Origin of the sequence: Mesorhizobium sp. J8, assembly GCF_016591715.1 — a bacterium.
Lineage (GTDB): Bacteria > Pseudomonadota > Alphaproteobacteria > Rhizobiales > Rhizobiaceae > Mesorhizobium.
This window is the reverse complement of sequence record NZ_AP024109.1, coordinates 3,376,258-3,398,232: the sequence shown is the minus strand read 5'-3', so window position 1 is coordinate 3,398,232 and position 21,975 is coordinate 3,376,258. Positions and strand designations below refer to the sequence as shown.

Sequence of the window (21,975 nt, the reverse complement as noted above, 5' to 3'; positions counted from 1 at the left end):
ATCCTTGATCGAGGCGACCATTCGCCTCTCGGGAGATCAGTCGTGGCGAAGCGGCAAAAGGTTCGAGCTTTTTAGTGAGTAGGGATTAGTGACTCAGTAGTGATTGTAGTCAGCTCAGCCCGGCCACGCTGCCCTACTCACTACTCACTCTTTTTCATCCCATTCCCGTGACATGCCTCAGCCAGAAGGCTAGCACGATGAAGCCGACGAAGGTGGCGACGCCGGTCCAGTCGATATTGGCCTTCTTCAGGTCGCTAATGACCTTCACCAGCAGAAGCCAGGTCACGACGATGAGCGGCAGGATGATGACGAATCTGATCATGCGGCACCCCGTTCGATGCAATTGCACCCGATAGGGATGTAGGAAGCGGCGCGCTGCTTTTCAGCATGCTTGCCAAATCACGACGCCCATTAGCAATTCAAAACGGAGTTTTGTCTTTACTGGCGCACGAAATGTGCTACCGGAGCGCCGTGCCCTTGTAGCTCAGCTGGTAGAGCAGCGGTTTTGTAAACCGAAGGTCGCGGGTTCGATCCCTGCCGGGGGCACCATCCTTCGCTCCTCGAGCTTCGGGCGGCGGACCACCCGAAGATCGTTAGACAAGGTGCCCCCGAAGCCCTGTCGAAGGAGACCGCCGGCACCCATGGGACGAGCCGAGCTCCTCACTGAAAGGCAGTCGCAATCTCCGCAGTTGCCGCGGCCTTGTCGAACGTGTTTCTCACCCGGATAGATCTGTAGACATAGGCTACCCAAATGCCGGTTAGTGCGAAGGATACGATGACCGTGATCAGCGCATCTGCCGCAAGGATCTCGCCGATTGGAATGCCCAGGACCGTCGAAGTCCAGATGGCGTCGAGGATGAACACGGCGGGGATCGCAATCCACTGATAAAGGAACAGCCGCTTGAAACGCGGGCTGCGCCGCAGCATCGCGAAAAGAACGACCACCTGAAGCGCCGCAAAAACCGGCAACAGCACAATCTCGCCACAGACGGCCAACGGCCCGTTGGGCAGCGGCATCAGTTGCTTGTAACCCTCGCTCGACGAGAACAGCTCAGCCAGCGTGCGAAAAGGCGACAAAGCCTGCCCGATTGCCAGGAGCATCAGCCACCCCCCGAACCCAACCAACTCGCTCGGATTTTGCGACGGCTTGCTCGCCGAGCGAACGGCAAAAAAGACAGGCACGCCGATCAGCAGCAGCACGATCGCCCAGTGCCAGATAGAAAACGACCCCATTTGTCCCCACCTCTCTGATGCGCCTAAAAGTTGTATCAGATTTCAATCGCAACTCAAGAGGCAGGAAGCAGGCGACCGTCTTGCTGATCCTTCAGGCGATTGCTCCTCTTGTCTTCCGCTGACATCCTCACACCCCAATCGCCACCACCAGCACCCTGTTCTGCCGTCGTATCGCTGCCCTTAGCTCCGGTATCTTCGCCTCGTCGCGCTTCACGAACTCGATGAACATCATGTTCATGTTGTTGAAGATCAGCTCGCCGACCGCCGGCCCGTCTATGTCCGGGCGCACCAGGCCGAGTTCCTGCAAGCGGACGATCAGCGCGCTGATCTGCTTGGTCAGTTCCCGGTCGAGCGCGGTGTAGGCCTGGCCGAAGGGGCTGTCGGGCAGTTGCGTCGAGATCGCCATCGCCTGGCGCCACATTTCCTTGCTCAGATAATTCAGCGAGTGCTCGATATAGATGCCGATCAGCGTGTCCAGCGCGTCGCCGACATTAGCAGGCGGGCTGGCGACGACCCCTCGCCCGGCATTCAGCACCTCGTTGACTTCCATCGACACGATGGCGCCAAGGATGTCGCCCTTGTTCTGGTAGTAATTGTAGATGGTGCCGATCGACACCTCGGCCTGCGCCGCGATCGCCTCGATCTTGGCGCCTTCATAGCCGGCCTCGCGAAACAGCGCGGTGGCCGCATCGATGATGCGGCGGTGCCGGTCCGCCTTCTGCCGTTCGCGCAATCCGCTCATATCGGCCTTTCTGCCATCAAATCATAATTGACTCAATTTTAGAATTGGTTCAACTTTTCTTCCAACAAGCCAGCAAGGCAGGGAGAACACTCGATGACCGCCAATGCCCGGACTCCGCTTTTCACTCTGAAGTCTCATCTCGTGGCCGCTTGTGCGACAGCCGCGCTGCTTATCGCAGCCGGGGGCGCTGAGGCCGCCGATCTCAACGCGCTGATCTGGTGCGATCATTCCGATCCGGCGCTGCTCGAGCCTTTCGAGAAAGCCAACAACGTCAAGGTCAACGTCAAGGAATTCGAAGGCACCGGCGCAGGTCTCGCCATTGTCGAGCAATCGCAGCCCGGCGACTGGGACGTGATGGTGATCGACAGCATCGACGTGCCGCGTGGCGTCGAGAAAGGCCTGTTCGAGCCGCTGCCCGAGGACAAATTGCCCTTCGCCGACCTTTTCCCCGAGGTGAAGATGGACAAGTCGACCATCGTCGACGGCAAGCGCTACGGCATCACCGAAAAGTTCGGCTACAACACGATCGGCTTCAACAAGACAAAGGTCGACCCGGCCGACATGCAGTCGCTGGCTTCACTCACCAGCGACAAATACAAGGGCAAGGTCGCGATCTACGACTATTATCTGCCGGTGATCGGCATGGCGGCTTTGGCCATCGGCAAGAAGACCGCCGACCTCACCGAGGCTGACCTGCCGGCGCTGAAGGCCGAGCTCCTCAAGATGAAGGCCAACGCCAAGCTGGTCGGCGAAGTCACGGCCAGCCAGACGGCGCTCGCCACCGGCGAGGTGGATATCCTTGTCGGCGGCGGCGAATGGGTGACGGCTGGCCTTGCCAAGGAAAACCCGGCGCTCGACTTCTCCATCCCCAAAGAGGGCGCGGTGCTGTGGTCGCAGTCGCTCGCCATGTTCAAGGATTCCAAGAACAAGGACATGGCGCTGAAATTCATTCAATACATCCTGAGCCCGGAAGGCCAAGCGCGGCTTGCGACCTCCTCCTGCTACTGGGGCATGCCGTCCAACACCAAGGCGGCGCTGACCGACGAGCAGAAGAAGATCCTGCGCTTCGACGAGCAGCCCGGCTTCCTTGCCCGCGCCCAGGCCTATCCGGCGCCGAACGCCGACCTCGACAAGAAGATGCAGGACATGTGGACCGAGATGCTGCAGGCGCAGTAAATCGGCCGATGGCATCAGCGGGAAACAATCCGCGTGCCCTGCCCTGGGCGCTGGTCACGCCGGCGCTGGCATGGACATGTGCTTTCTTCGTGCTGCCCTTCATCGCCATGGGGCTTTCCAGCCTCACGGCGCATGAAGGCGGCGGCTTCACTTTAGCCAATTACAGCCAGTTCTTCACCGATCCGTCCTACTGGCGTGCGATGGTGAACTCGGTGGAAGTCACAGCGATCGTCACCGTGATCTCGATCCTGCTCGCCTATCCGTTCGCCTGGATTCTCGCCGAAATGGTGCCGGAACGCTGGCAGCGGCTGGCGCTGATGCTGGCCGTGCTGCCGTTCTGGACGTCCTATGTCGTGCGCTCCTATTCCTGGCTGCTGGTGCTGGCGCAGAACGGCGTCATCAACCGGGCGCTGACCGGCATCGGCCTGATCGGCGAACCGCTGCAGCTCGCCAACACTCGGCTAGCCACCGTCACCGGCTTCGTGCATTTCTTCGTCATGCTTTTGACGCTGACGATCTTCGCCAATCTGAAGCAGCTCAGCCCGAGCTACCGCAAGGCCGCCGCCGATCTCGGCGCCGGGCCGGTGCGCACCTTCCTGCATGTCGTGCTGCCGCTGACCTTGCCCGGCATCATGGTCGGCGCCTTCCTCACTTTCGTGCTCTGCATCGGCGACTACATCACGCCGCAGATCCTCGGCGGCAACAACGAGCTGGTCATGCCTCAGCTCGTCATGATGCAGATCGGCCGCCGCGGCGATTTTCCGCTGGCCTCGGCGCTGTCGATCATCCTGATGGCCGTCGTCACCATCGCTTATCTCGCCTGTGCCCGCTGGCTGAAGATCGAGCGGGCATGACCATGCGCGCCGCCGTCCGCCTCGCCGCCTGGGTCTACGCCGTCGCCATCTACGGCTTCATCTTCCTGCCCGTCGTCGTGCTGGTGCTGTTTTCGTTGCAGGCGACCTCCTTCCCGATTCCGCCCTTCACCGGCCCGTCGCTGCGCTGGTACCAGGCGGTGCTATCGGATGCACGGCTCACCTCGGCGCTGGTCAATTCGCTGCTGGTGGCGGTGGCCTCCTCGCTCGCTTCGGTCACGCTGGGTTTCCTGTCCGCCTGGGGGTTCGCGCGCTTCGTGCTGCCGGGTTCCGCCTTGCTGCGTGGACTGATCACGCTGCCGCTCACCGTCAGTTACCTCATCATCGGCATGGGATTGCTGGTGCTGTTCAACTGGGCCGGCGTGCCGAAATCGCTTCTGGCCGCCGGCATCGGCCACGTCGTGATCAACCTGCCGCTCTGCTTTGCGATCATCTACAGCCAGATGGGCGATCACCAGATCAACATCGAGCGCGCCGCGCGCGACCTCGGCGCCGCCGAATGGAAGGTGCTCTTGATGATCACCGTGCCGGTGATGGCGCCGGCGATCTTTGCCGGCTTCTTCCTATCGATGACGTTCTCATGGGACGAGTTCGTAATCTCCTTCCTGCTCACCCGCTTCGAGACGACGCTGCCCGTGGAGATCTGGAACCTCTTGCGCTCGGGTCTCAACCCCAAGACCAATGCCGTCGGCTCGCTGGTCTTTGCCGTCTCCATCGTCCTGGTGGTGTTTTTCGAATTGACGCTGTTGCGGAGAAAGCCGGCATGAGCGCGCCCCTCGTCGACATTCGCAACGTCTCGCATCGCTTCGGCCAGCTTGCGGTGCTGAAAGATGTCTCGCTCACGATCGAGCCCGGCAGCTACACGATCCTGCTCGGGCCTTCGGGCTCCGGCAAGACGACACTGCTTTCGATCCTTGGGGGCTTCGTCACGCCCAGCGAAGGCAAGGTCTTCATCCGCGGCCAGGATTGCACCGCCGTGCCGCCGGCCAAGCGCCCGACGACCACAGTGTTCCAGGACTATGCGCTGTTTCCGCATATGAGCGTCGGCGGCAATGTCGGCTTCGGGCTGCGCATGCAAGGCGTCGACGGCACCACACGAGCCGCCAAGGCGCGCGATGCGCTGGCTCTCGTAGGGCTGGCGGCCGCCTTCGACAAGAAGCCGCATCAGCTCTCCGGCGGCCAGCGCCAGCGTGTGGCGCTGGCCCGCGCTCTGGTCATCGAGCCGGCGGTGCTGTTGCTCGACGAGCCGCTCGGCGCGCTCGATCTCAAGTTGCGCCGGCAGATGCAGGATGAACTGAAGGCGATCCAGAAGCGCGTCGGCACCGCCTTCATCCATGTCACGCACGACCAGGAAGAAGCGATGGCCCTGGCCGACCATTGCGTGGTGATGAATGATGGCCGCATCGAGGACGAAGGCCCGCCCGAGCGCGTCTATGCGCGGCCGGCGACGCGCTTTTCCGCGACCTTCATGGGCGAAAGCACGATCCTTGCCGGCACCGTGACCGAGACGAAGAACGGGATCGTCACGGCCTCCACTCCGGTTGGGTCGATTTCACTGCCTGGCGCGTCGCCCGCGGGCGCCACGCTCGCGCTCGCGATCCGACCCGAGCACCTGGTCCTCGGCGAGGCCAAAGGCGACGTCGCGCTGGGCATGGCCGAGGTCGGCGATGTCGTCTTCCAGGGCAGTTTCAAGCGCGTGCTGGCGACTTCAATTGTCGATTCCGCGCTGCAATTCATCGCCAAGGCTCCGGCTTCCGCCACCGTTCAGGCAGGCGACACGATCCCGGTTTCATGCAACGCTCGAGACATTATCCTGCTGGCGGACTGATCCATGGGCCTGCTTCCGGTCATCGAGGCTCCGGACTGGTACGAAACCATCCGCATGGGCGACGACATCACGCTCATCCACGAGCCGTGGATAAAGCCGTTCTTCCGCTGCAACATCTGGCATGTGCGCGGACGCGACCGCGACCTTCTGTTCGACACCGGCCTCGGCCATTTTAGCCTGAAGCGGCACGTGCCGCTGGTGAGCGAGCGCAAGCTGACCTGCGTTGCCAGCCATACGCATTTCGACCATATCGGCTGCCACCACGAATTCCCCGACCGCTGCGTGCACTCCGCCGAAGCGGCAATTCTGGCCGATCCGCGCAACGAATGGACGGTCGCGGACCGTTACGCCAATGAGGAGATGTTCGACGGCGCGCCCAATGGCTGGGATGCGGCCAGCTACCGCATCCTGCCCGCGCCGGCCGGCCGGCTGCTCGATCATGGCGATGTGATCGATCTCGGCGACCGCGCCTTCGAGGTCGTCCACACGCCCGGTCACTCGCCGGGCGGCATCGCGCTTTACGAGAAGAAGACCGGCATCCTGCTGTCGGGCGACATCGTCTATGACGGGCCGCTGATCGACGACGTCTACCACTCAAATATCGAGGATTATGTCGGGACGCTGCTTGCCATGCGTAAATTCGACGTCTCGGTCGTGCATGGCGGTCATTTTCCGAGTTTCGGCAAGGTGCGCTACCGGCAACTCATCGACGAATATGTCGCGGGCAAACGCCGGGCCGGCTGTCACCTGCAAGGTGCCTGAGCCTAAAGCGCCCTTTGCGGACAGGGCGTTCCCGTGGCGTCGCCACAGCGGGAAGCCGTCGGCTGCGGCCGCTGGCTCATCTCTTCCGAATGACGCACGAGTTCGGCGAACATCAGCGCGAAACTTCCCATCATCAGGAAGACTATGATCAGACGCGTTACCGGCAATAGACAGGTCTCTCGACTGGCCAGCCCCCGCTAACCCATCCACTGTCGGCTAACATGATCGATCCGGCTTTACGAGTGTTTAAGCCTCCTCTTAACCATTGCGGCCATCACATTCATGTCGCGCCTGTCACGAAGCGCGATTGCCCGTGACCCGCCGGTCGGCGCTGCGCGCCCTTCACAGATATGGGCGACGCATGCTACGCCGTCGCCGGCGCGGCCCCGCAGACGGTCGCCCTCCGGGAGCCATGAGCAAAGCCGCCAGCCGTTTCGCCTTCGTCTCGTCCGACACCGACGACGCCCGCGCGGCGCGGGAAAGCCTGTCGGCGCGCTATGGGCAGGTGCCTGTCGCGGAGGCCGAGATCATCATCGCGCTCGGCGGCGACGGTTTTCTTCTGCAGACGCTGCGCGAGACGATGAGCACGGGCAAGAAGGTCTACGGCATGAACCGTGGCACCATCGGCTTCCTGATGAACGAATATCGCGCCGGCGGGCTAGAGGAGCGCATCGCCAACGCGGTCTCCGAGACGATCAGGCCACTGGAAATGGTCGCCGTAACGCATGACGGCGAATCCGTTTCGGCGCCGGCCATCAACGAAGTGGCGCTGTGGCGCCAGTCCTACCAGACCGCGAAGATCCGCATCACCGTCGACGGTCAGGTGCGGCTGGAGGAGCTGAACTGCGACGGCGTGATGATCGCGACGCCCGCCGGCTCCACCGCCTACAACCTGTCGGCGCATGGGCCGATCCTGCCGCTCGACGCACCGCTGCTGGCGCTGACTCCGGTTAGCCCGTTCCGGCCGCGCCGGTGGCGCGGCGCGCTGCTCTCCAACAAGGCGACGGTGCGCTTCGACATCCTGGAAGCCGAAAAGCGCCCGGTGAATGCCGCCGCCGATCATACCGAGGTCAAGGCGGTGGCCTCCGTCACCGTGCGGGAATCGCCGACCGCGACGGCTACTTTGCTGTTCGACCCGAACCATTCCTGGAACGAACGTATCCTTGCCGAGCAGTTCCGCTACTGAGCCGGCGCAACGAGATTGTTTCGATTAAGCATCGCGATTAAGGTTACGTCTTCACAATCACCGGGATTTCCGGCTGTTTCTGTTGACAAATCGCGGACTTGCGCCTAACTGCAAACGCGATCTTGCAGGCGCGCGGCGCCTGCCGCAACTCGTGTTGCGATTTTTCCCGAACCAGCCAAAGACAGCCACCTCTTGTCCTCAGACACCCAGACCGCTCAAGAAGCGTTGACATTCTCAGACCTTGGCCTCTCGCCGAAGGTCCTCTCCGCAGTCTCAGATGCCGGCTATGCCAAGCCGACTCCGATCCAGGCCGGCGCCATCCCGCATGCGCTGCTCGGCAAGGACGTGCTGGGCATCGCCCAGACCGGCACCGGCAAGACCGCCTCCTTTGTGCTGCCGATGCTGACGCGGCTGGAAAAGGGCCGGGCGCGAGCCCGCATGCCGCGCACGCTTATCCTCGAGCCGACGCGCGAGCTTGCCGCGCAGGTCGAGGAAAACTTCATCAAATACGGCAAGAACCACAAGCTCAACATCGCGCTTCTGATCGGCGGCGTCTCCTTCGACGAACAGGACAAGAAGCTCGAGCGCGGCGCCGACGTGCTGATCGCGACGCCCGGCCGCCTGCTCGATCACCGCGAGCGCGGCAAGCTCCTGCTCAACGGCGTCGAGATCCTCGTCATCGACGAGGCCGACCGCATGCTCGACATGGGCTTCATCCCCGACATCGAGCGCATCTGCGAGATGATCCCGTTCACGCGCCAGACGCTGTTCTTCTCGGCGACGATGCCACCGGAGATCACCAAGCTCACCGAGAAATTCCTGCACGCGCCGGTGCGCGTCGAAGTCTCGAAGGCTGCGTCCACCGCGACCAGCATCACGCAGCGCCTGGTGAAATCCGGCACGAAGCCGTGGGAGAAGCGCGAGACGCTGCGCAATCTGATCAAGGCCGAAGACGCCGACCTGAAGAACGCCATCATCTTCTGCAACCGCAAGGTCGAAGTGTCGGAGCTGTTCCGCTCGCTGCTCAAGCATGATTTCGATGCCGGCGCACTGCATGGCGACATGGACCAGCGCGCGCGCATGCAGATGCTGAACAATTTCCGCGACGGCAAATTGCGCTACCTCGTCGCCTCGGACGTCGCGGCGCGCGGCCTCGACATTCCCGATGTCAGCCACGTCTTCAACTACGACGTGCCGATCCACGCCGAGGATTATGTCCACCGCATCGGCCGCACCGGCCGCGCCGGACGCGCCGGCAAGTCCTTCACCATCGCCACGCGCGCCGACAGCAAATATGTCGACGCCATCGAGAGGCTGATCGGCACCAGGATCGAATGGCATGACGGCGACCTCTCGACCGTGACCGAGAGCGAGGGCGAGGATGCGCCGCGCCGTGGCCGCGGCGCGCCGCGCCGGGCCGGCCGCAAGGACGAGGATCGCAAGGACGATCGCAAGGAACGCGGCGAGCGCAAGAAGGACCGTCACGCCAAGCGCGACGAGGCGCCCGAAGCCGCGCGCGACGAGCAGCCTGTCGCCGAAGTGGCCGACATCGCCGAACGCCGCGCCCGCAAGGATGCGATCCGTTCCGAGAACGAACGTAAGGGGTCGGGCAACCGTAACGACCAGCGCGGCGATGCCCGCCCGCAGCGCGACCGCCCCGGTCGCCATCGCGAGGAAGACGACGCGACCGTCGGCTTCGGCGACGACGTGCCGGCCTTCATGCGGATCGTCGCGAAAGTCTGAGTTCCAGACCGGCAGAAGCAGACACGGAAAACGGCCCCGCTCGGGGCCGTTTTGTTTTTGCATTGCCTGGTGCGCCCTGCCCTACATCGGCCCAGGCACCATCTTGGTCGGCTTCTCCAGCATCGGGAAATCGGCCTTGTTGCACGTCACCTTCGGGTTGGTCGGGCTGAACATGCCGTTCGGATTGTCCCTGAACAGCCAGGCATGCAGGTCGTAGTGGACGAATTCCCTCGGAATGAGCGGATAGTGCCCTTCCATCGGCCCCATGAATTTCTGACCGAACAGCGTCGGCACCTCCTTGGTGTCGGGCGTCAGCGGCACCAGCCATTCCACGCCGACCAGTTTCAGGCCTTTCTTGGTTGGCTCGTAGATCAGGACATTGGGCTTCATCGGGTCGAGCGGCTTGCCGACGCTCGGCACATTGACGAAATGGATGCCCATGGCGCCCTTCGGATAGTACATCGCGCCGGCTATCTTCTCGCCAGCGTAGTGGACGCAGCCGACGGTCGACAAATAGAGATCGCGGACCGCAGCGGTGTAGTCTTCATATTTGGTCAGGGATTTCTTCAGGGCTTCGATATCGGCCTTGTTGGCGTCCTCTGCCCGAGCCGTGGCGGCTCCGAGCCATGCGCCCAAAAGGCCAGTCAAAACGAGGACGCCGCAGCGCCCGAGGCGAGCTGTTCTTGTCATGCATTCCTCCCAGATTCCCTTGATCTGGCCGTGCAAGACCGGGGCGGCAGATGCTTATTGCGCGGCCGTTGACCACCCCATCCCCTCTGGAACAGCAGGATGGTAGTCCTTTCCCCGGATTTGAAAAGTATCAATTTAGAACGAGCTAATGTCCTAAGACCTTCGATCCATCCTTGGATCGAGCCAACAAAAAACGGCCCCGAGGGGCCGTTTTGGTTTGGTGGCGCTTCGCTGCTTGCGCGGTGTGGCTCAGGTGAGCGGCGACAGCTGGATCTCGACGCGCCGGTTCTGCTCGCGGCCCTGGGCCGTGGCGTTGGATGCGATCGGGCGCGTCTTGCCGAAGCCGGTGACGGCGAAGCGGCGTTGATCGACGCCCTGGCCCGCAAGATAGTTGGCGACCGCAAGCGCGCGCCGCTGCGACAGATCGAAATTGTGCTGGTCGCTGCCGGTCGAATCGGTGTGACCGAACACGTCCACCGTGGTCTGGCGGAACTTCTTCAGCACCAGCGCCACCGAATTCAGCACCGGATAGAAGCCCGGCTTCACCGCGTCCTGGTCGACATTGAAAGTGATGTCGGACGGCATGTTGAGGATGATCTGGTCGCCGCTGCGGGTGACGCTGACGCCGGTGCCCTGCAGCTGGCGGCGAAGCTCGGCTTCGTTCTGGTCCATGGTCGCGCCGATCGCGCCGCCGGCGAGCGCGCCGATGCCGGCGCCGATCAGGGCGTTGCGGCGGTCATTGCCGCCGGCGAGCAGACCAAGGCTGGCGCCCGCCAGAGCGCCAAGGCCGGCACCGGCCGCCGTGTTGGAAATCTTCTGGTCGCCGGTATACGGATCGGTGGTGGTGCAGGCGCTCACCAGCACAGCCGTCGCCACGACGACGAGCACGGTCTTCTTCATAAGATTGGTCCCTCTCCAATTCGCGGCCCTTGCGGCCACGCCAAATCAGCCCTTCCGCAGCCTTGTAGCATGAAATGCGGCGAAAAACGGAACGGGAATGCGGCCGCAAAGCCCGGCGGCCGTTCCCGCTTCGCCTCTACCACAAATTCTTGCCGTCGATGACCACAACCTCGACCTTGTCCAGGTCGAAATCATCGAACAGGCGGGAATTGACGCTGATCTTCGGATTGTCGAAATCCGGCTTCCCGGTGGACCAGTCAGGCGTTTCGGTGAAGGTGCCGCAACCGCAAATGGCGCAGAAACCATGCTTCACCGTCTTCGAGCCCCAGCGATAGAAGGAGACGTTCTCCGGCGGGCTCGTGAGCTTGAATTGCGACGGCACATAATAGGCCCACAGCGACCCGCGCTTCGAGCAGAATGAGCATGTGCATTGCGTCACCGTTTGCGGTGCCTCGGCAACCTCGAAGGTTGTCGCCTTGCAGTGGCAGCTGCCTTTGATGGTCATGAACCCACCTCTCCGTTGTCCGCCTCGCCCATATCGCACGCAATTCCGAACGGAAAACCGCTTCGCATTTTTCCTGGAACTGCTTCATGGCAAGGCAACATAAAGAGGCCCTGCTGACAACTGTCTGTCAGCAGGGGTAGGCAACGTTTCTCCTGCCATGGACCAGGCCTGCGCCTGGCGCTGGCCTTCCTCGGCAGTTCACAGCCCTAGTAGGAAGGCGGCGGCACGAACAGGCAGATGGTCTTGCCGGCGTCGAGCCCGGCCTGATGCGCGCACCAGTGGTATTCGCCGTCGGGCGAATTCTTGATCCGCTTGTCGCTATAGGCCACCACCTCGCCCGTGCCCTTTATGACATAGCCTTCGGGCCGCTCGCTGATGGACGACTGCGGCACCTCCTTGCAGTCGAAGTTGGCGCAGCAGGCGAAGGGATATTTCCAGCCTTGCGGCATTGCCGCCGTGGGCTGGGCGTCGTGCGCGATGGCCGGCGGCGCCAGCGCCGCGATGGCTCCGACAGCGAAGAGGGTGAACAAAAGTCGGCCAGCCGGTCGAACGGCTTGGGCCGATCTTGATATGGCAGCAGACATCGAAACGTTCCTTTCGAGCATCAAGCGTTTTCGCTTGCCCGTTCCCAGAACGTGTCTTCCCAGTGGCCGGATCGTCAGTCGCAGTTTATGCCGCGTCCGGCCATAAATGCTTCTATCCCACAGCTCGGATGCTGAGCTGATTCCATAGCCAGCGCAACAAGTGGGCGCGTCCTCGCGGCGCGCCGGCTGCAGGCTTCGGCGACGGAAAAGATGCGCAGACCTGGCCTGGCAAGAACCAGACGACGGCCTGCGCCCAGGGTGCCTAAGAACGAAGTTCCGCTAATGGAGGTTCCAGCGTTCAGCCGGCGGCATGTTCACGATATTGCGGCAGATCGTCTGTAATCGTGAACCACGGCGCCTTCGAACCGACGAAGATATGTGCGCTCGGGCGAATGCCAGGATCGTCCATCAGTGTCCCCATGGCGACATGGACATAGGCGCCATCGCGGACCAACGAATAGAGGAGCGAGCCGCACCGGCCGCAATGCGCGTCATGGCCGCTCTCGTCGCCGAAGATCAGCAGCCTGTCGTCGCCGGCGGTGAGACGGAACTTGCCGCGCTCGATGCCGGCGAAGGGCTTGAACGCAGACCCCGTCGTACGCCGGCAGTTCGAGCAATGGCAGTTGGCGGCGTAGACGAATTCGTCCGCCACCTCATAGTGGACGGCGCCGCAGAAGCATTTTCCGGTAAGTTTGCGTGTCACCGGTTCCTCTATGCGGCGCCTGGTCTCCTAATCCAGGTCCGCCACCGCTTCGCCCGCGCCACCCTCGATGCGATGCGAGAGCGAGGCTTCCATGAACTCGTCGAGGTCGCCATCGAGCACGCTCGACGGCGAGGTGCTTTCGACGCCCGTGCGCAGGTCCTTCACGAGCTGATACGGCTGCAGCACGTAGGAGCGGATCTGGTGGCCCCAGCCGATGTCGCTCTTCGATGCCTCCGTGGCATTGGCGACCGCCTCTCGCTTCTTCAGCTCTTCCTCGTAGAGCCGCGAGCGCAACATTTCCCAGGCCTTGGCGCGGTTCTTGTGCTGCGAGCGCTCGGCCTGGCAGGCGACCGCGATGCCGGTCGCCAAATGGGTGATGCGCACGGCGGAGTCGGTCGTGTTGACGTGCTGTCCGCCCGAACCCGAGGAACGATATGTGTCGATGCGCACGTCGGATTCGGAAACGTTGATCTCGATCGAGTCGTCGATGACCGGATAGACCCATACGCTGGCAAACGAGGTGTGGCGCCGGGCGTTGCTGTCGTAGGGCGATATGCGCACCAGGCGGTGGACGCCTGATTCCGTCTTCAGCCAGCCATAGGCGTTGTGGCCCTTGATCAGCACGGTTGCGGACTTGATGCCCGCTTCTTCGCCGTCATGGACCTCCAGCACCTCGACCTTGAAACGGCGGCGCTCGGCCCAGCGCGTATACATGCGCAGCAGCATCGAGGCCCAGTCCTGGCTTTCGGTGCCGCCGGCGCCGGCATGGATTTCGAGATAGGTGTCGTTGGCGTCGGCTTCGCCGGATAGCAGCGTCTCGACCTGGCGTGCCTTGGCCTCGCCCTGCATCGAGCGCAGCGCTGCCTCGGCCTCCGCGATGATGCCGTCGTCGCCCTCTTCCTCGCCGAGCTCGATCAGGCCGATATTGTCTTCCAGCGCCTGGGTCAGCCCCTTGACGGCGGCGATCCCGTCCTCGAGCTCCTGGCGCTCGCGCATCAGCTTCTGCGCTTCGATCGGGTCATTCCAGAGGCTGGAATCCTCGGCACGCGAATTCAGGTATTCAAGCCGCTTTACAGCCTGATCCCAGTCAAAGATGCCTCCTCAGCAGGGTTATCGCCTGCCTGATCTCGTCGACGATGTTCTGCGTTTCCGCGCGCATGGTTTTTCGTTCGGTCCTGTTCTTTTCGGTCTTTTCGGAATAGGCGCGATACATAGGCACGGCATCGCCGCCTGTAAAGCGAAATGGGCCGGCTCAACCGTTACCCTAAAAGTGGAATCCGGTTTTCGGAAAAGGTCACGGTCCGGAATAAGACGCCGGCCCACTCTGGAATTCAGGAGGTCAGTAGAGACCGCCGCCGCCGTCCTGGATGGCCTGGTTGGCCTGCGGCGACAATCCCGCGCCGGAACCGTTGGAGCCGTCGGCGCCCATGCCGATCACCCAGTAGCTGTCGGCCGGGCCGGTGCCGGGCTTGAATGCCTCGACGATGGTGTTGGGATCGCCTTCGGCAGCGCGCATGCCGGTCTTTCGGTTGATGGCGATCAGCTTCATGCCGTCCGGAACCTGGAAGTCGGTATTCGGCTTGCCGTCGAGCGCCACGCGCATGAAATCCTTGAAGATCGGCGCCGCCAAGCCGCCGCCGGTCGCGCCCTTGCCGAGGCCTTTCGGCGTGTCGAAGCCCATATAAAGGCCGACGACGAGGTTGGGCGTGTAGCCGATGAACCAGGCATCCTTCTCGTCATTGGTCGTGCCGGTCTTGCCGGCGATGTGGCGGCCAAGCTCGCCGATGGTGGCGCCGGTGCCGCGTTGCACCACGCCTTCCATCATCGAGGTGATCTGGTACGCGGTCATCGGGTCGAGCACCTGCTCGGAATTGTCGACCAGCTCCGGCTCCGGCTGGTTCTTCCATTCGGTGGCGTTGCAGCCTTCGCAGCCGCGCTCGTCCTGCTTGAACACCGTCTTGCCGTAGCGGTCCTGGATGCGATCGATGAGCGATGGTTTGATCGATTTGCCGCCATTGGCCATGATCGAATAGGCCGACACCATGCGCATGACGGTCGTCTCGCCGGAACCCAGCGCCATCGGCAGATACGGCGCCAGATGGTCGTAGACGCCGAAGCGCTCGGCATATTCCACGACCAGCTTCATGCCCATGTCGTTGGCGAGCCGCACGGTCATCAGGTTGCGCGACTTCTCGATGCCGGAGCGCAGGGTGGCCGGGCCGGCGACCGTGCCGTCATAGTTCTTCGGCGTCCAGGTGGTGTTGCCGCTCTGGATGGTGATCGGACCGTCCATGATGACGGAGGCCGGGGTGTAGCCATTGTCGAGCGCCGCCGAATAGACGATCGGCTTGAACGAGGAGCCGGGCTGGCGCATCGCCTGCGTGGCGCGGTTGAACTCGGACTGCGCGTAGGAGAAGCCGCCGACCATGGCCAGCACGCGGCCCGTATGCGGATCCATGGCGACGAGGCCGCCCTCCACCTCCGGCACCTGACGCAGCATGTAGCTGTTGTCGGAGCCTTCGTTCTTCTGCACGAAGATCACGTCGCCGGGCTCCAGCACCTCCGCCGGTGACTTCGCCCTGACGGACTTGCCGTTGACGAAGTGACGCATGGCGAAGCCCATGTCTTCCTTGCTGACGGTGCCCTGGACGCGCTCCTTGACCAGATCGCCGGAAACCTGCCGCGCCGGCTGGATGCCGATGGTGAGGCCGGTCGCCGAGCTGTCGAGAACGACGGCGAGCGTCCACTCCGGCACGTCCTCGAGGCCCTTGACGTTGCCGAGCGGCACGCCCCAGTCGCCCGACACATCGATATGGGTCACCGGACCGCGATAGCCGCGCAGCATGTCGTATTTGAGCAGGCCGTTCTGCATCGCCTTGCGCGCGATGAGCTGAATCTTCGGGTCGAGCGTGGTGCGCACCGACAGGCCGCCCTCGTATAGCGCGTTCTCGCCGTAGCGGGAGATGATCTGGCGGCGGACCTCCTCGGTGAAGTACTCGCCGGCAAAGAGATAGGAGCCGTTGCGGCGCGGCGTCACGCCGAGCGGTTCGGCCTTGGCCTTGTTGCCCTCCTCGCGGGTGACGTAGCCGTTCTCGACCATCTGGTCGATGACCCAGTTGCGGCGCTCGAGCGCGCGGTCGGCGTGCTTGAAGGGGTGATAGTTGTTCGGGCCTTTCGGCAGCGAGGCGAGATAGGCTGCTTCCGCGACAGTCAGTTCGTTGACCGACTTGTCGAAATAGGTGAGCGCCGCGCCCGCGACGCCGTAGGCGCCGAAGCCGAAGAAGATTTCGTTGAGATATAGCTCGAGGATGCGGTCCTTCGAATAGGCCTGCTCGATGCGGAAGGCCAGGATCATCTCCTTGATCTTGCGCTCATAGGTCTGGTCGGAGGTGAGCAGGAAGTTCTTCGCCACCTGCTGGGTGATCGTCGAGGCGCCGACCTGCCGCCTGCCGGATCCGAAATTCTGCAAGTTGACGATGATGGCGCGGCCGAGGCCGGTGATGTCGATGCCGGGATGGTTGTAGAAATTCTTGTCCTCGGCCGACATGAAGGCGGCCTTGACGCGGTCCGGAATGGCCTGGATCGGCAGATAGAGGCGCCGTTCGCGCGCATATTCGGCCATCAGCGAACCGTCGGAGGCGTGAATTCGCGTCGTCACCGGCGGTTCGTATTTTGCCAGAACCTCGTAGTCGGGCAGGTCCTTCGTCAGATGGCTGATATAGATGGCAAGGCCGGCCGCCACCAGCAGCGCCAGCGTCGTGCCGATGCCGAAGAAATAGCCGATGAGACGAATCATGCCCGCTCCAGTCCGAGATTCGGGAATTTCCTAAACGAAGCCGACAGTCGCGCAAGCTTCCCGGGGCGGTCCCAATCCGCAATCAAAAAACCCATGTCGCGACCATGTGGACAAAATACGGCAGCGCGACATTTGAGGACTCGGTTGCCGAATAATAACGCCGGGTGTTGTCCTCATGCAACGCTGCTTGTGGTTGCATGCGTCCGGCGGTTGCGAGTTGGTGCGGCGGGGTCAGCCGCCCGTGGCTGTTCCGGCCTTGGCCGCGGCAAACAGGGCGACCGCGTTGGTTATGCTCTGCGCCGCCTTGCCGCGCCAGTCGGCGTTGAGCAGTTGCGCCTCGTCCTTGACGTTGGAAAGATAGCCGAGTTCGACCAGCACAGATGGGACATCAGGAGCCTTGAGCACCCTGAAGCCGGCCGAACGCTGCGGATTGTTGATGAGGCCGACGCTGGTCGACAATTGACCGACGAGCGTATGGGCGAAGCTCATCGAGAAACTGTGGGTTTCGCGGCGGATCAGGTCGATCAGGATGTCGGTGACTTCCTTGTTGTCGTCCTCGATCTTCATCCCGGCGAACTGGTCGGAGAGGTTCTCGCGATCGGCGAGCGCCTGGGCCTCTGGGTCAGACGCCTTGTCCGAGAGCGTGTAGACCGTGGCGCCGCGCAGACCTTTGACGGCGATCGTATCGGCATGGATGGAGATCAGGAGATCGGCCTCATGCTGGCGCGCGATGCGCACGCGCTCGTCCAGCGCCAGATAGACATCGTTGTCGCGCGTCATATAGACATCGTATTTGCCGACCGCGGCCAGCCTGTCGCGCAGTTCCTTGGCAAAGGCGAGCGTGACGTCCTTTTCGACCGTGCCGGCGGAACTTTCTGCTCCGCCATCGACGCCGCCATGGCCCGGGTCGATCACCACCGTGAAGCGATGGCCGGGCGCCGAGATCGGTCCGGTGCCGACCCGCTCGCCCTTTTCGGTCGAAACGGTCGAACCCGTCGTCAGCGACTGGTTGGCGAGGGCCTCGTCGAATTCCCGCTCGGAAGCCGCCGACATGTCAATGGCGACGCGGTAGCCGCCATCATCATTTTTGAGCACGTCGAGCTTGTCGACGGCGAAAGGTCCCTTGCCGGTGAGGATCAGGCGCGAGCCGTGCCCCTGATCGCCATAGCGGACAGCCCGCACGAGGCCGCGCGGCTTCACATCCTTGGCGTCAAAGGCGAATCGTGTGCGCGGCAGATCGATGACCAGGCGGTTGGGGCCGCGCAGCAGGAACCATTTGACGTCCGGCTCGCGGTCGAAATTCACCACGATGCGCATCTTGGTGGCGTCGCCGGCCATCTTGTAGCCGGTCGCGCCAAGCAAAGTATCGGCGTGCGCGGCGGCGAAACAGGACAGAAAGGTCAGCAGCAAGGCGGCCCAGGCCAGGCGCGGGAAATGCCCGGCGGCCCTACCCTTCTTGTCTGCGGCACCCGCCGATCCCATCTCTTACCCGTCGCTCCCGGTTTGGCGCATTGCGCCCGGCCTTTCTGCAGAGTGCCTGTCAGGCCAGCAATTCGATTAACGATTGGTATTCAGAGAAGGTTAACCAAGCCTTTCATGAGGCGCAACGAAAGGCATCTTCCCTTGCGGAAGCGCTTTTTGCCGGCATCCGAAATCGGGGTTGCCTTCCATCCCGCCAAATCATAAAAGCGACGTTGGATCACTGCAATCCTGGAACCGCTCGCCTCAGCAGTTTCCTGCCAAAGGTCGGATGCAAAGGCGGCTCCGCTACCCTTCCAGGCTCAGGTGGTCGCGACGATTTTCGCAGGCGTGCTCCCGTGGCGGGGGAATCGCTTGCGTGAGGAAAACGGCCGGGTTGCCCCGCGCCGGCTCTTCGTGAGCAAACAAGCTGGTCCGGCTCAGCCCGGGCTTTGGTTCAAAAAGGTTCTGCTGGGTGCCGATGGCTTCAAGCGCAATCATGGAAAGGTCCGCATCGAACCGCGCCATAGTGGCTGCGGGCGGCACCGCCATCGCGCTGAAGCGGCGGCTAGCGGACATTCAATTATCCGGCATGCACACAGATACAGGCGCACAGCGGCGGGCATTGCCACGCCAGCTGCGGCCGTCGGCTGCCGGCAGGAAACAAAATAATGCCCAACAAGATGCTGATAGACGCCTCCCACCCGGAGGAAACACGCGTTGTCGTCGTTCGCGGTAACCGCATCGAAGAATTCGACTTTGAATCCCAGGACAAGAAGCAGCTCAAAGGAAACATCTACCTCGCCCGCGTAACCCGCGTCGAACCTTCCCTCCAGGCAGCCTTTGTCGAGTATGGCGGCAACCGTCACGGTTTCCTCGCCTTCAGTGAAATCCATCCCGATTACTACCAGATCCCGGTCGCCGACCGTCAGGCTCTCCTGCGCGCCGAAGCGCAGGAGGCCGAGGACGAAGACGACGAGGAAGCCGAGAACGGCGAAGAGCAGCAGGCGCGCGATCGCGGTGGCCGGCGGAACCGGCGTCGCGGCGGCAAGAACCGCGACCGCGGCGAGCACAAGCACGAGGCCGAGGTCGCTGCCTCCCCGGAAAGCGGGGAAAGCCCTGCTGAGGCCGTAGCAGCCGAGGAAACCGCTGCCGAGGATGCCGGCGTCGAGACCGCAGAGGCTGAAAAGGCCGAAACGGTCTCCGAGGCCGTCGAGGCCGCGTCGGAAACGGCTGAAGAGCCTGCCGCCGAGACTGGCGGCGACACCGTAGCAGCCGACGATGCCGTGGGCGACGAAGACGGCAAGCCGTCCGAAGGCGGCCCCACATCGATGGCAGCGAGCGTCGACGCGGACGTGATTTCCGAAGCCGTCCCGCAAGCCGACCAGCCCGAACAGAGCGGCGAAGCCGCCGCGAGCGACAATGATCGCGGCATGCTGGAGGATGTCTCGTCCTCGCATTCGGACGAGCACGAGGTCGAATCGGTCGGCGCCGAAGACGCGCTCGAGGAGATCCGCAACCGCCGCAAGCCGGTGCGTCGCCAGTACAAGATCCAGGAAGTCATCAAGCGCCGCCAGATCCTTTTGGTGCAGGTTGTCAAGGAAGAGCGCGGCAACAAGGGCGCGGCGCTGACCACCTACCTTTCGCTTGCCGGCCGCTATTCGGTGCTGATGCCCAACACGGCGCGCGGCGGCGGCATCTCGCGCAAGATCACCAACGCGCAGGACCGCAAGCGCCTCAAGGAGGTCGTCGCCGACCTCGAAGTGCCGCAAGGCATGGGCGTGATCCTGCGCACTGCCGGCGAAAGCCGCACCAAGGCCGAGATCAAGCGCGACTACGAATATCTGATGCGGCTGTGGGAGAACGTCCGCAACCTTACGCTGCAGTCCACGGCCCCTGCCCTGGTCTATGAGGAAGGCAGCCTGATCAAGCGCTCGGTGCGCGACCTCTACAACAAGGATATCGACGAGATCCTGGTCTCCGGCGAGGACGGCTACCGCGAGGCCAAGGATTTCATGCGCATGCTGATGCCGAGCCACGCCAAGGTGGTTCAGCCTTACCGTGACACCACGCCGATCTTCGTGCGCAACGGCATCGAGGCGCAGCTCGACCGCATGCTGCAGCCGCAGGTGACGCTGAAGAGCGGCGGCTACATCATCATCAACCAGACCGAAGCGCTGGTTTCGATCGACGTCAACTCCGGCCGCTCCACAAAGGAGCATTCGATCGAGGAGACCGCGCTCCACACCAATCTGGAAGCGGCCGAGGAAGTCGCCCGCCAGCTCAGGCTGCGCGACCTTGCCGGCCTCATCGTCATCGACTTCATCGACATGGAGGAGAACCGCAACAACCGCGCGGTCGAGAAGCGGCTGAAGGATCACCTCAAGAACGACCGCGCGCGTATCCAGGTCGGGCGCATCTCGCATTTCGGCCTGATGGAGATGTCGCGCCAGCGCATCCGCGCCAGCGTGCTGGAATCGACCATGAAGCCCTGCCCGCATTGCGGCGGCACCGGCCATGTGCGCTCCGATTCCTCCGTGGCGCTGATGGTGGTGCGGGCGATCGAGGAATTCCTGCTCAAGGATTCTCGCAGCCACATCATCGTGCGCACGCCGGCCGCGACCGCGCTCTATGTGCTCAACCACAAGCGCGCCAATCTGGTGGATCTCGAAGCGCGTTTCGGCCTCACCATCACGATCGAGGCCGACGAGACGCTCGGCACCCAGCATTACGCGATCTTCCGCGGCGCCATTGCCGAGAAGCCGGAGGGCTTTGTCGAGGTGCGCAGCCTGCCGGCCTATACTGAGCCGGAGGAGCCCGAGGACGAGATCGTCGTCGAGGAAGAGGAAGAAGAGGTTTCGGTACAGGCCGAACAGCCGCGCCACCCTCAGCAGCAGGGCCAGCACCAGCAGCGCTCCGAAGAAGGCGAAGGCCGCAGGCGCCGCAAGCGCCGCCGGCGGCGCGGTGGCCGGGATCGCGACCGCGAGCACACTGGTGAAGTCGTTGCTGCTCCGGCGCCGGAGGAAGCCGGCGAAGCCGGTGACGAGGCAACGGAAGAGGCAGCCCAGGAGGTCACCGCCGGCGGCGAGGCCGTGGCGGCGACAACCGAGGAAGGCTTGGCCAAGAAGCGTCGGCGCGGCAAGCGCGGCGGCAAGCGCAATCGCCGCGAGGACGAAGCTTCGGAGGCCGCTGCCGGCGAGACTGTCGGCGACACTGAAGACGAAGCGGCGGAAGGTGAGGAAACTGCCGGCGAGCCGGTGGTGGCGGCCGCGCCCGAGCAGCCTGCCGCTCCCGCCGCCGCCAATGACGATGCCGAGACGGCAGAAAAGCCGAAGAAGCCGCGCCGCTCCAGAGCCAAAAAGGCCACCGAGGAAACCGTGGCCGAGACGGTGTCGGAGCCTATGGCGGAAGCCCAGGTCGTGCCCGTGGCTGTCGAGCCCGAGCCGGAGCCGGCGGCTGCCGCTCCCGCGACGGCCGAGGCGGAGCCTGCCGCCAACGCGCATCCGACGCGGCGCAAGCCGCAGTCGATCGACGCGCCGGTCGTTCCTGTCGTGTCCTCGAACGTGTCCGACGAGGCCAAGGCCGAGGACAAGCCGAAGCGCGCCGGCTGGTGGCAGCGCAAGGGTTTCTTCTAACTTTTTCAGGTCGTTAGACTGAATTTCTCCAGATCCCGCGCCGCGTCCGGCGCGGGATTTTTCGTTTCAGGCCAATGGTCCTAGTTCTCCGGCACAGGGATTTGACCGGCCGCTATGTTTGCGTTGGCAGGTGGCGCCCTGGCGATTGGCCGAAACGCCTAT

Annotated in this window: 20 protein-coding genes and 1 tRNA gene; 9 read left to right on the top strand and 12 right to left on the bottom strand. The window is 63.2% G+C overall.

The window, feature by feature from the left end; all coding sequences use genetic code 11:
• Nucleotides 1-154: 154 nt before the first annotated feature.
• Complete coding sequence (locus tag MJ8_RS16255) at nucleotides 155-322, bottom strand: hypothetical protein (protein WP_140698760.1); 168 nt, start codon at nucleotides 320-322, stop codon at nucleotides 155-157.
• A gap of 151 nt (nucleotides 323-473) precedes the next feature.
• On the opposite strand from MJ8_RS16255, the gene MJ8_RS16250 reads away from it, so the two are divergent.
• Nucleotides 474-549 (top strand) — tRNA-Thr (locus MJ8_RS16250).
• A gap of 111 nt (nucleotides 550-660) precedes the next feature.
• Here the strand turns inward: MJ8_RS16250 and MJ8_RS16245 are convergent.
• On the bottom strand, nucleotides 661-1,233 hold the full coding sequence (locus MJ8_RS16245) for a DUF2569 family protein (RefSeq protein ID WP_201409903.1): 573 nt from the start codon (nucleotides 1,231-1,233) through the stop codon (nucleotides 661-663).
• Nucleotides 1,234-1,360: 127 nt separating this feature from the next.
• Nucleotides 1,361-1,975 (bottom strand): TetR/AcrR family transcriptional regulator, encoded by a 615-nt coding sequence (locus tag MJ8_RS16240; RefSeq protein WP_201409902.1) that lies wholly within the window; start codon nucleotides 1,973-1,975, stop codon nucleotides 1,361-1,363.
• A gap of 93 nt (nucleotides 1,976-2,068) precedes the next feature.
• Between MJ8_RS16240 and MJ8_RS16235 the strand changes: the two genes are divergently transcribed.
• The 7 genes from MJ8_RS16235 (at nucleotide 2,069) to MJ8_RS16205 (ending at nucleotide 9,542) form a co-directional block, all read left to right on the top strand.
• Nucleotides 2,069-3,151: a spermidine/putrescine ABC transporter substrate-binding protein gene (locus MJ8_RS16235; protein ID WP_201409901.1), complete on the top strand. Its 1,083-nt coding sequence runs from the start codon at nucleotides 2,069-2,071 to the stop codon at nucleotides 3,149-3,151.
• Between the two features lie 8 nt (nucleotides 3,152-3,159).
• A complete protein-coding gene (locus MJ8_RS16230) occupies nucleotides 3,160-4,005 on the top strand; it encodes an ABC transporter permease (protein ID WP_201409900.1) in 846 nt (281 codons plus the stop codon).
• 2 nt (nucleotides 4,006-4,007) lie between these two features.
• Complete coding sequence (locus MJ8_RS16225) at nucleotides 4,008-4,790, top strand: ABC transporter permease (RefSeq protein WP_201415458.1); 783 nt, start codon at nucleotides 4,008-4,010, stop codon at nucleotides 4,788-4,790.
• Nucleotides 4,787-5,851 (top strand): ABC transporter ATP-binding protein, encoded by a 1,065-nt coding sequence (locus MJ8_RS16220; RefSeq protein WP_201409899.1) that lies wholly within the window; start codon nucleotides 4,787-4,789, stop codon nucleotides 5,849-5,851. Before MJ8_RS16225 ends, MJ8_RS16220 begins: the two co-directional genes overlap by 4 nt.
• Before the next feature lie 3 nt (nucleotides 5,852-5,854).
• Entirely contained in the window at nucleotides 5,855-6,613 is a 759-nt protein-coding gene (locus MJ8_RS16215; RefSeq protein WP_201409898.1) for an MBL fold metallo-hydrolase, read from the top strand.
• A gap of 412 nt (nucleotides 6,614-7,025) precedes the next feature.
• Nucleotides 7,026-7,799 (top strand): NAD kinase, encoded by a 774-nt coding sequence (locus MJ8_RS16210; protein WP_040983094.1) that lies wholly within the window; start codon nucleotides 7,026-7,028, stop codon nucleotides 7,797-7,799.
• 192 nt (nucleotides 7,800-7,991) lie between these two features.
• A complete protein-coding gene (locus MJ8_RS16205) occupies nucleotides 7,992-9,542 on the top strand; it encodes a DEAD/DEAH box helicase (protein ID WP_201409897.1) in 1,551 nt (516 codons plus the stop codon).
• Between the two features lie 81 nt (nucleotides 9,543-9,623).
• On the opposite strand, the gene MJ8_RS16200 is transcribed toward MJ8_RS16205, so the two are convergent.
• The 9 genes from MJ8_RS16200 to MJ8_RS16160 form a co-directional block, all read right to left on the bottom strand.
• Complete coding sequence (locus MJ8_RS16200; protein ID WP_201409896.1) at nucleotides 9,624-10,232, bottom strand: hypothetical protein; 609 nt, start codon at nucleotides 10,230-10,232, stop codon at nucleotides 9,624-9,626.
• A gap of 249 nt (nucleotides 10,233-10,481) precedes the next feature.
• Nucleotides 10,482-11,132 (bottom strand): OmpA family protein, encoded by a 651-nt coding sequence (locus MJ8_RS16195; protein WP_112129995.1) that lies wholly within the window; start codon nucleotides 11,130-11,132, stop codon nucleotides 10,482-10,484.
• A 136-nt stretch (nucleotides 11,133-11,268) separates the two neighbouring features.
• Nucleotides 11,269-11,637, bottom strand: coding sequence for a GFA family protein (locus MJ8_RS16190; RefSeq protein WP_071036034.1), 369 nt, complete (start codon nucleotides 11,635-11,637; stop codon nucleotides 11,269-11,271).
• A gap of 206 nt (nucleotides 11,638-11,843) precedes the next feature.
• A complete protein-coding gene (locus tag MJ8_RS16185) occupies nucleotides 11,844-12,221 on the bottom strand; it encodes a hypothetical protein (protein WP_201409895.1) in 378 nt (125 codons plus the stop codon).
• A gap of 298 nt (nucleotides 12,222-12,519) precedes the next feature.
• Nucleotides 12,520-12,924, bottom strand: a complete 405-nt coding sequence (locus tag MJ8_RS16180) for a GFA family protein (protein WP_201409894.1) — start codon at nucleotides 12,922-12,924, stop codon at nucleotides 12,520-12,522.
• Between the two features lie 27 nt (nucleotides 12,925-12,951).
• Nucleotides 12,952-14,083 (bottom strand): peptide chain release factor 2 gene (gene prfB, locus MJ8_RS16175; RefSeq protein WP_112130042.1). Its coding sequence is split into 2 segments (ribosomal slippage): nucleotides 12,952-14,016 and nucleotides 14,018-14,083, totalling 1,131 coding nucleotides; the frame shifts between segments, so codons are not numbered across the junction.
• A gap of 180 nt (nucleotides 14,084-14,263) precedes the next feature.
• Complete coding sequence (locus MJ8_RS16170) at nucleotides 14,264-16,720, bottom strand: penicillin-binding protein 1A (protein WP_201409893.1); 2,457 nt, start codon at nucleotides 16,718-16,720, stop codon at nucleotides 14,264-14,266.
• A 231-nt stretch (nucleotides 16,721-16,951) separates the two neighbouring features.
• Nucleotides 16,952-18,202: an N-acetylmuramoyl-L-alanine amidase gene (locus MJ8_RS16165; RefSeq protein WP_201409892.1), complete on the bottom strand. Its 1,251-nt coding sequence runs from the start codon at nucleotides 18,200-18,202 to the stop codon at nucleotides 16,952-16,954.
• 285 nt (nucleotides 18,203-18,487) lie between these two features.
• Nucleotides 18,488-18,757, bottom strand: coding sequence for a hypothetical protein (locus tag MJ8_RS16160; RefSeq protein ID WP_201409891.1), 270 nt, complete (start codon nucleotides 18,755-18,757; stop codon nucleotides 18,488-18,490).
• A gap of 92 nt (nucleotides 18,758-18,849) precedes the next feature.
• On the opposite strand from MJ8_RS16160, the gene MJ8_RS16155 reads away from it, so the two are divergent.
• Complete coding sequence (locus MJ8_RS16155) at nucleotides 18,850-21,813, top strand: Rne/Rng family ribonuclease (protein WP_201409890.1); 2,964 nt, start codon at nucleotides 18,850-18,852, stop codon at nucleotides 21,811-21,813.
• The last annotated feature ends 162 nt before the right edge of the window (nucleotides 21,814-21,975 follow it).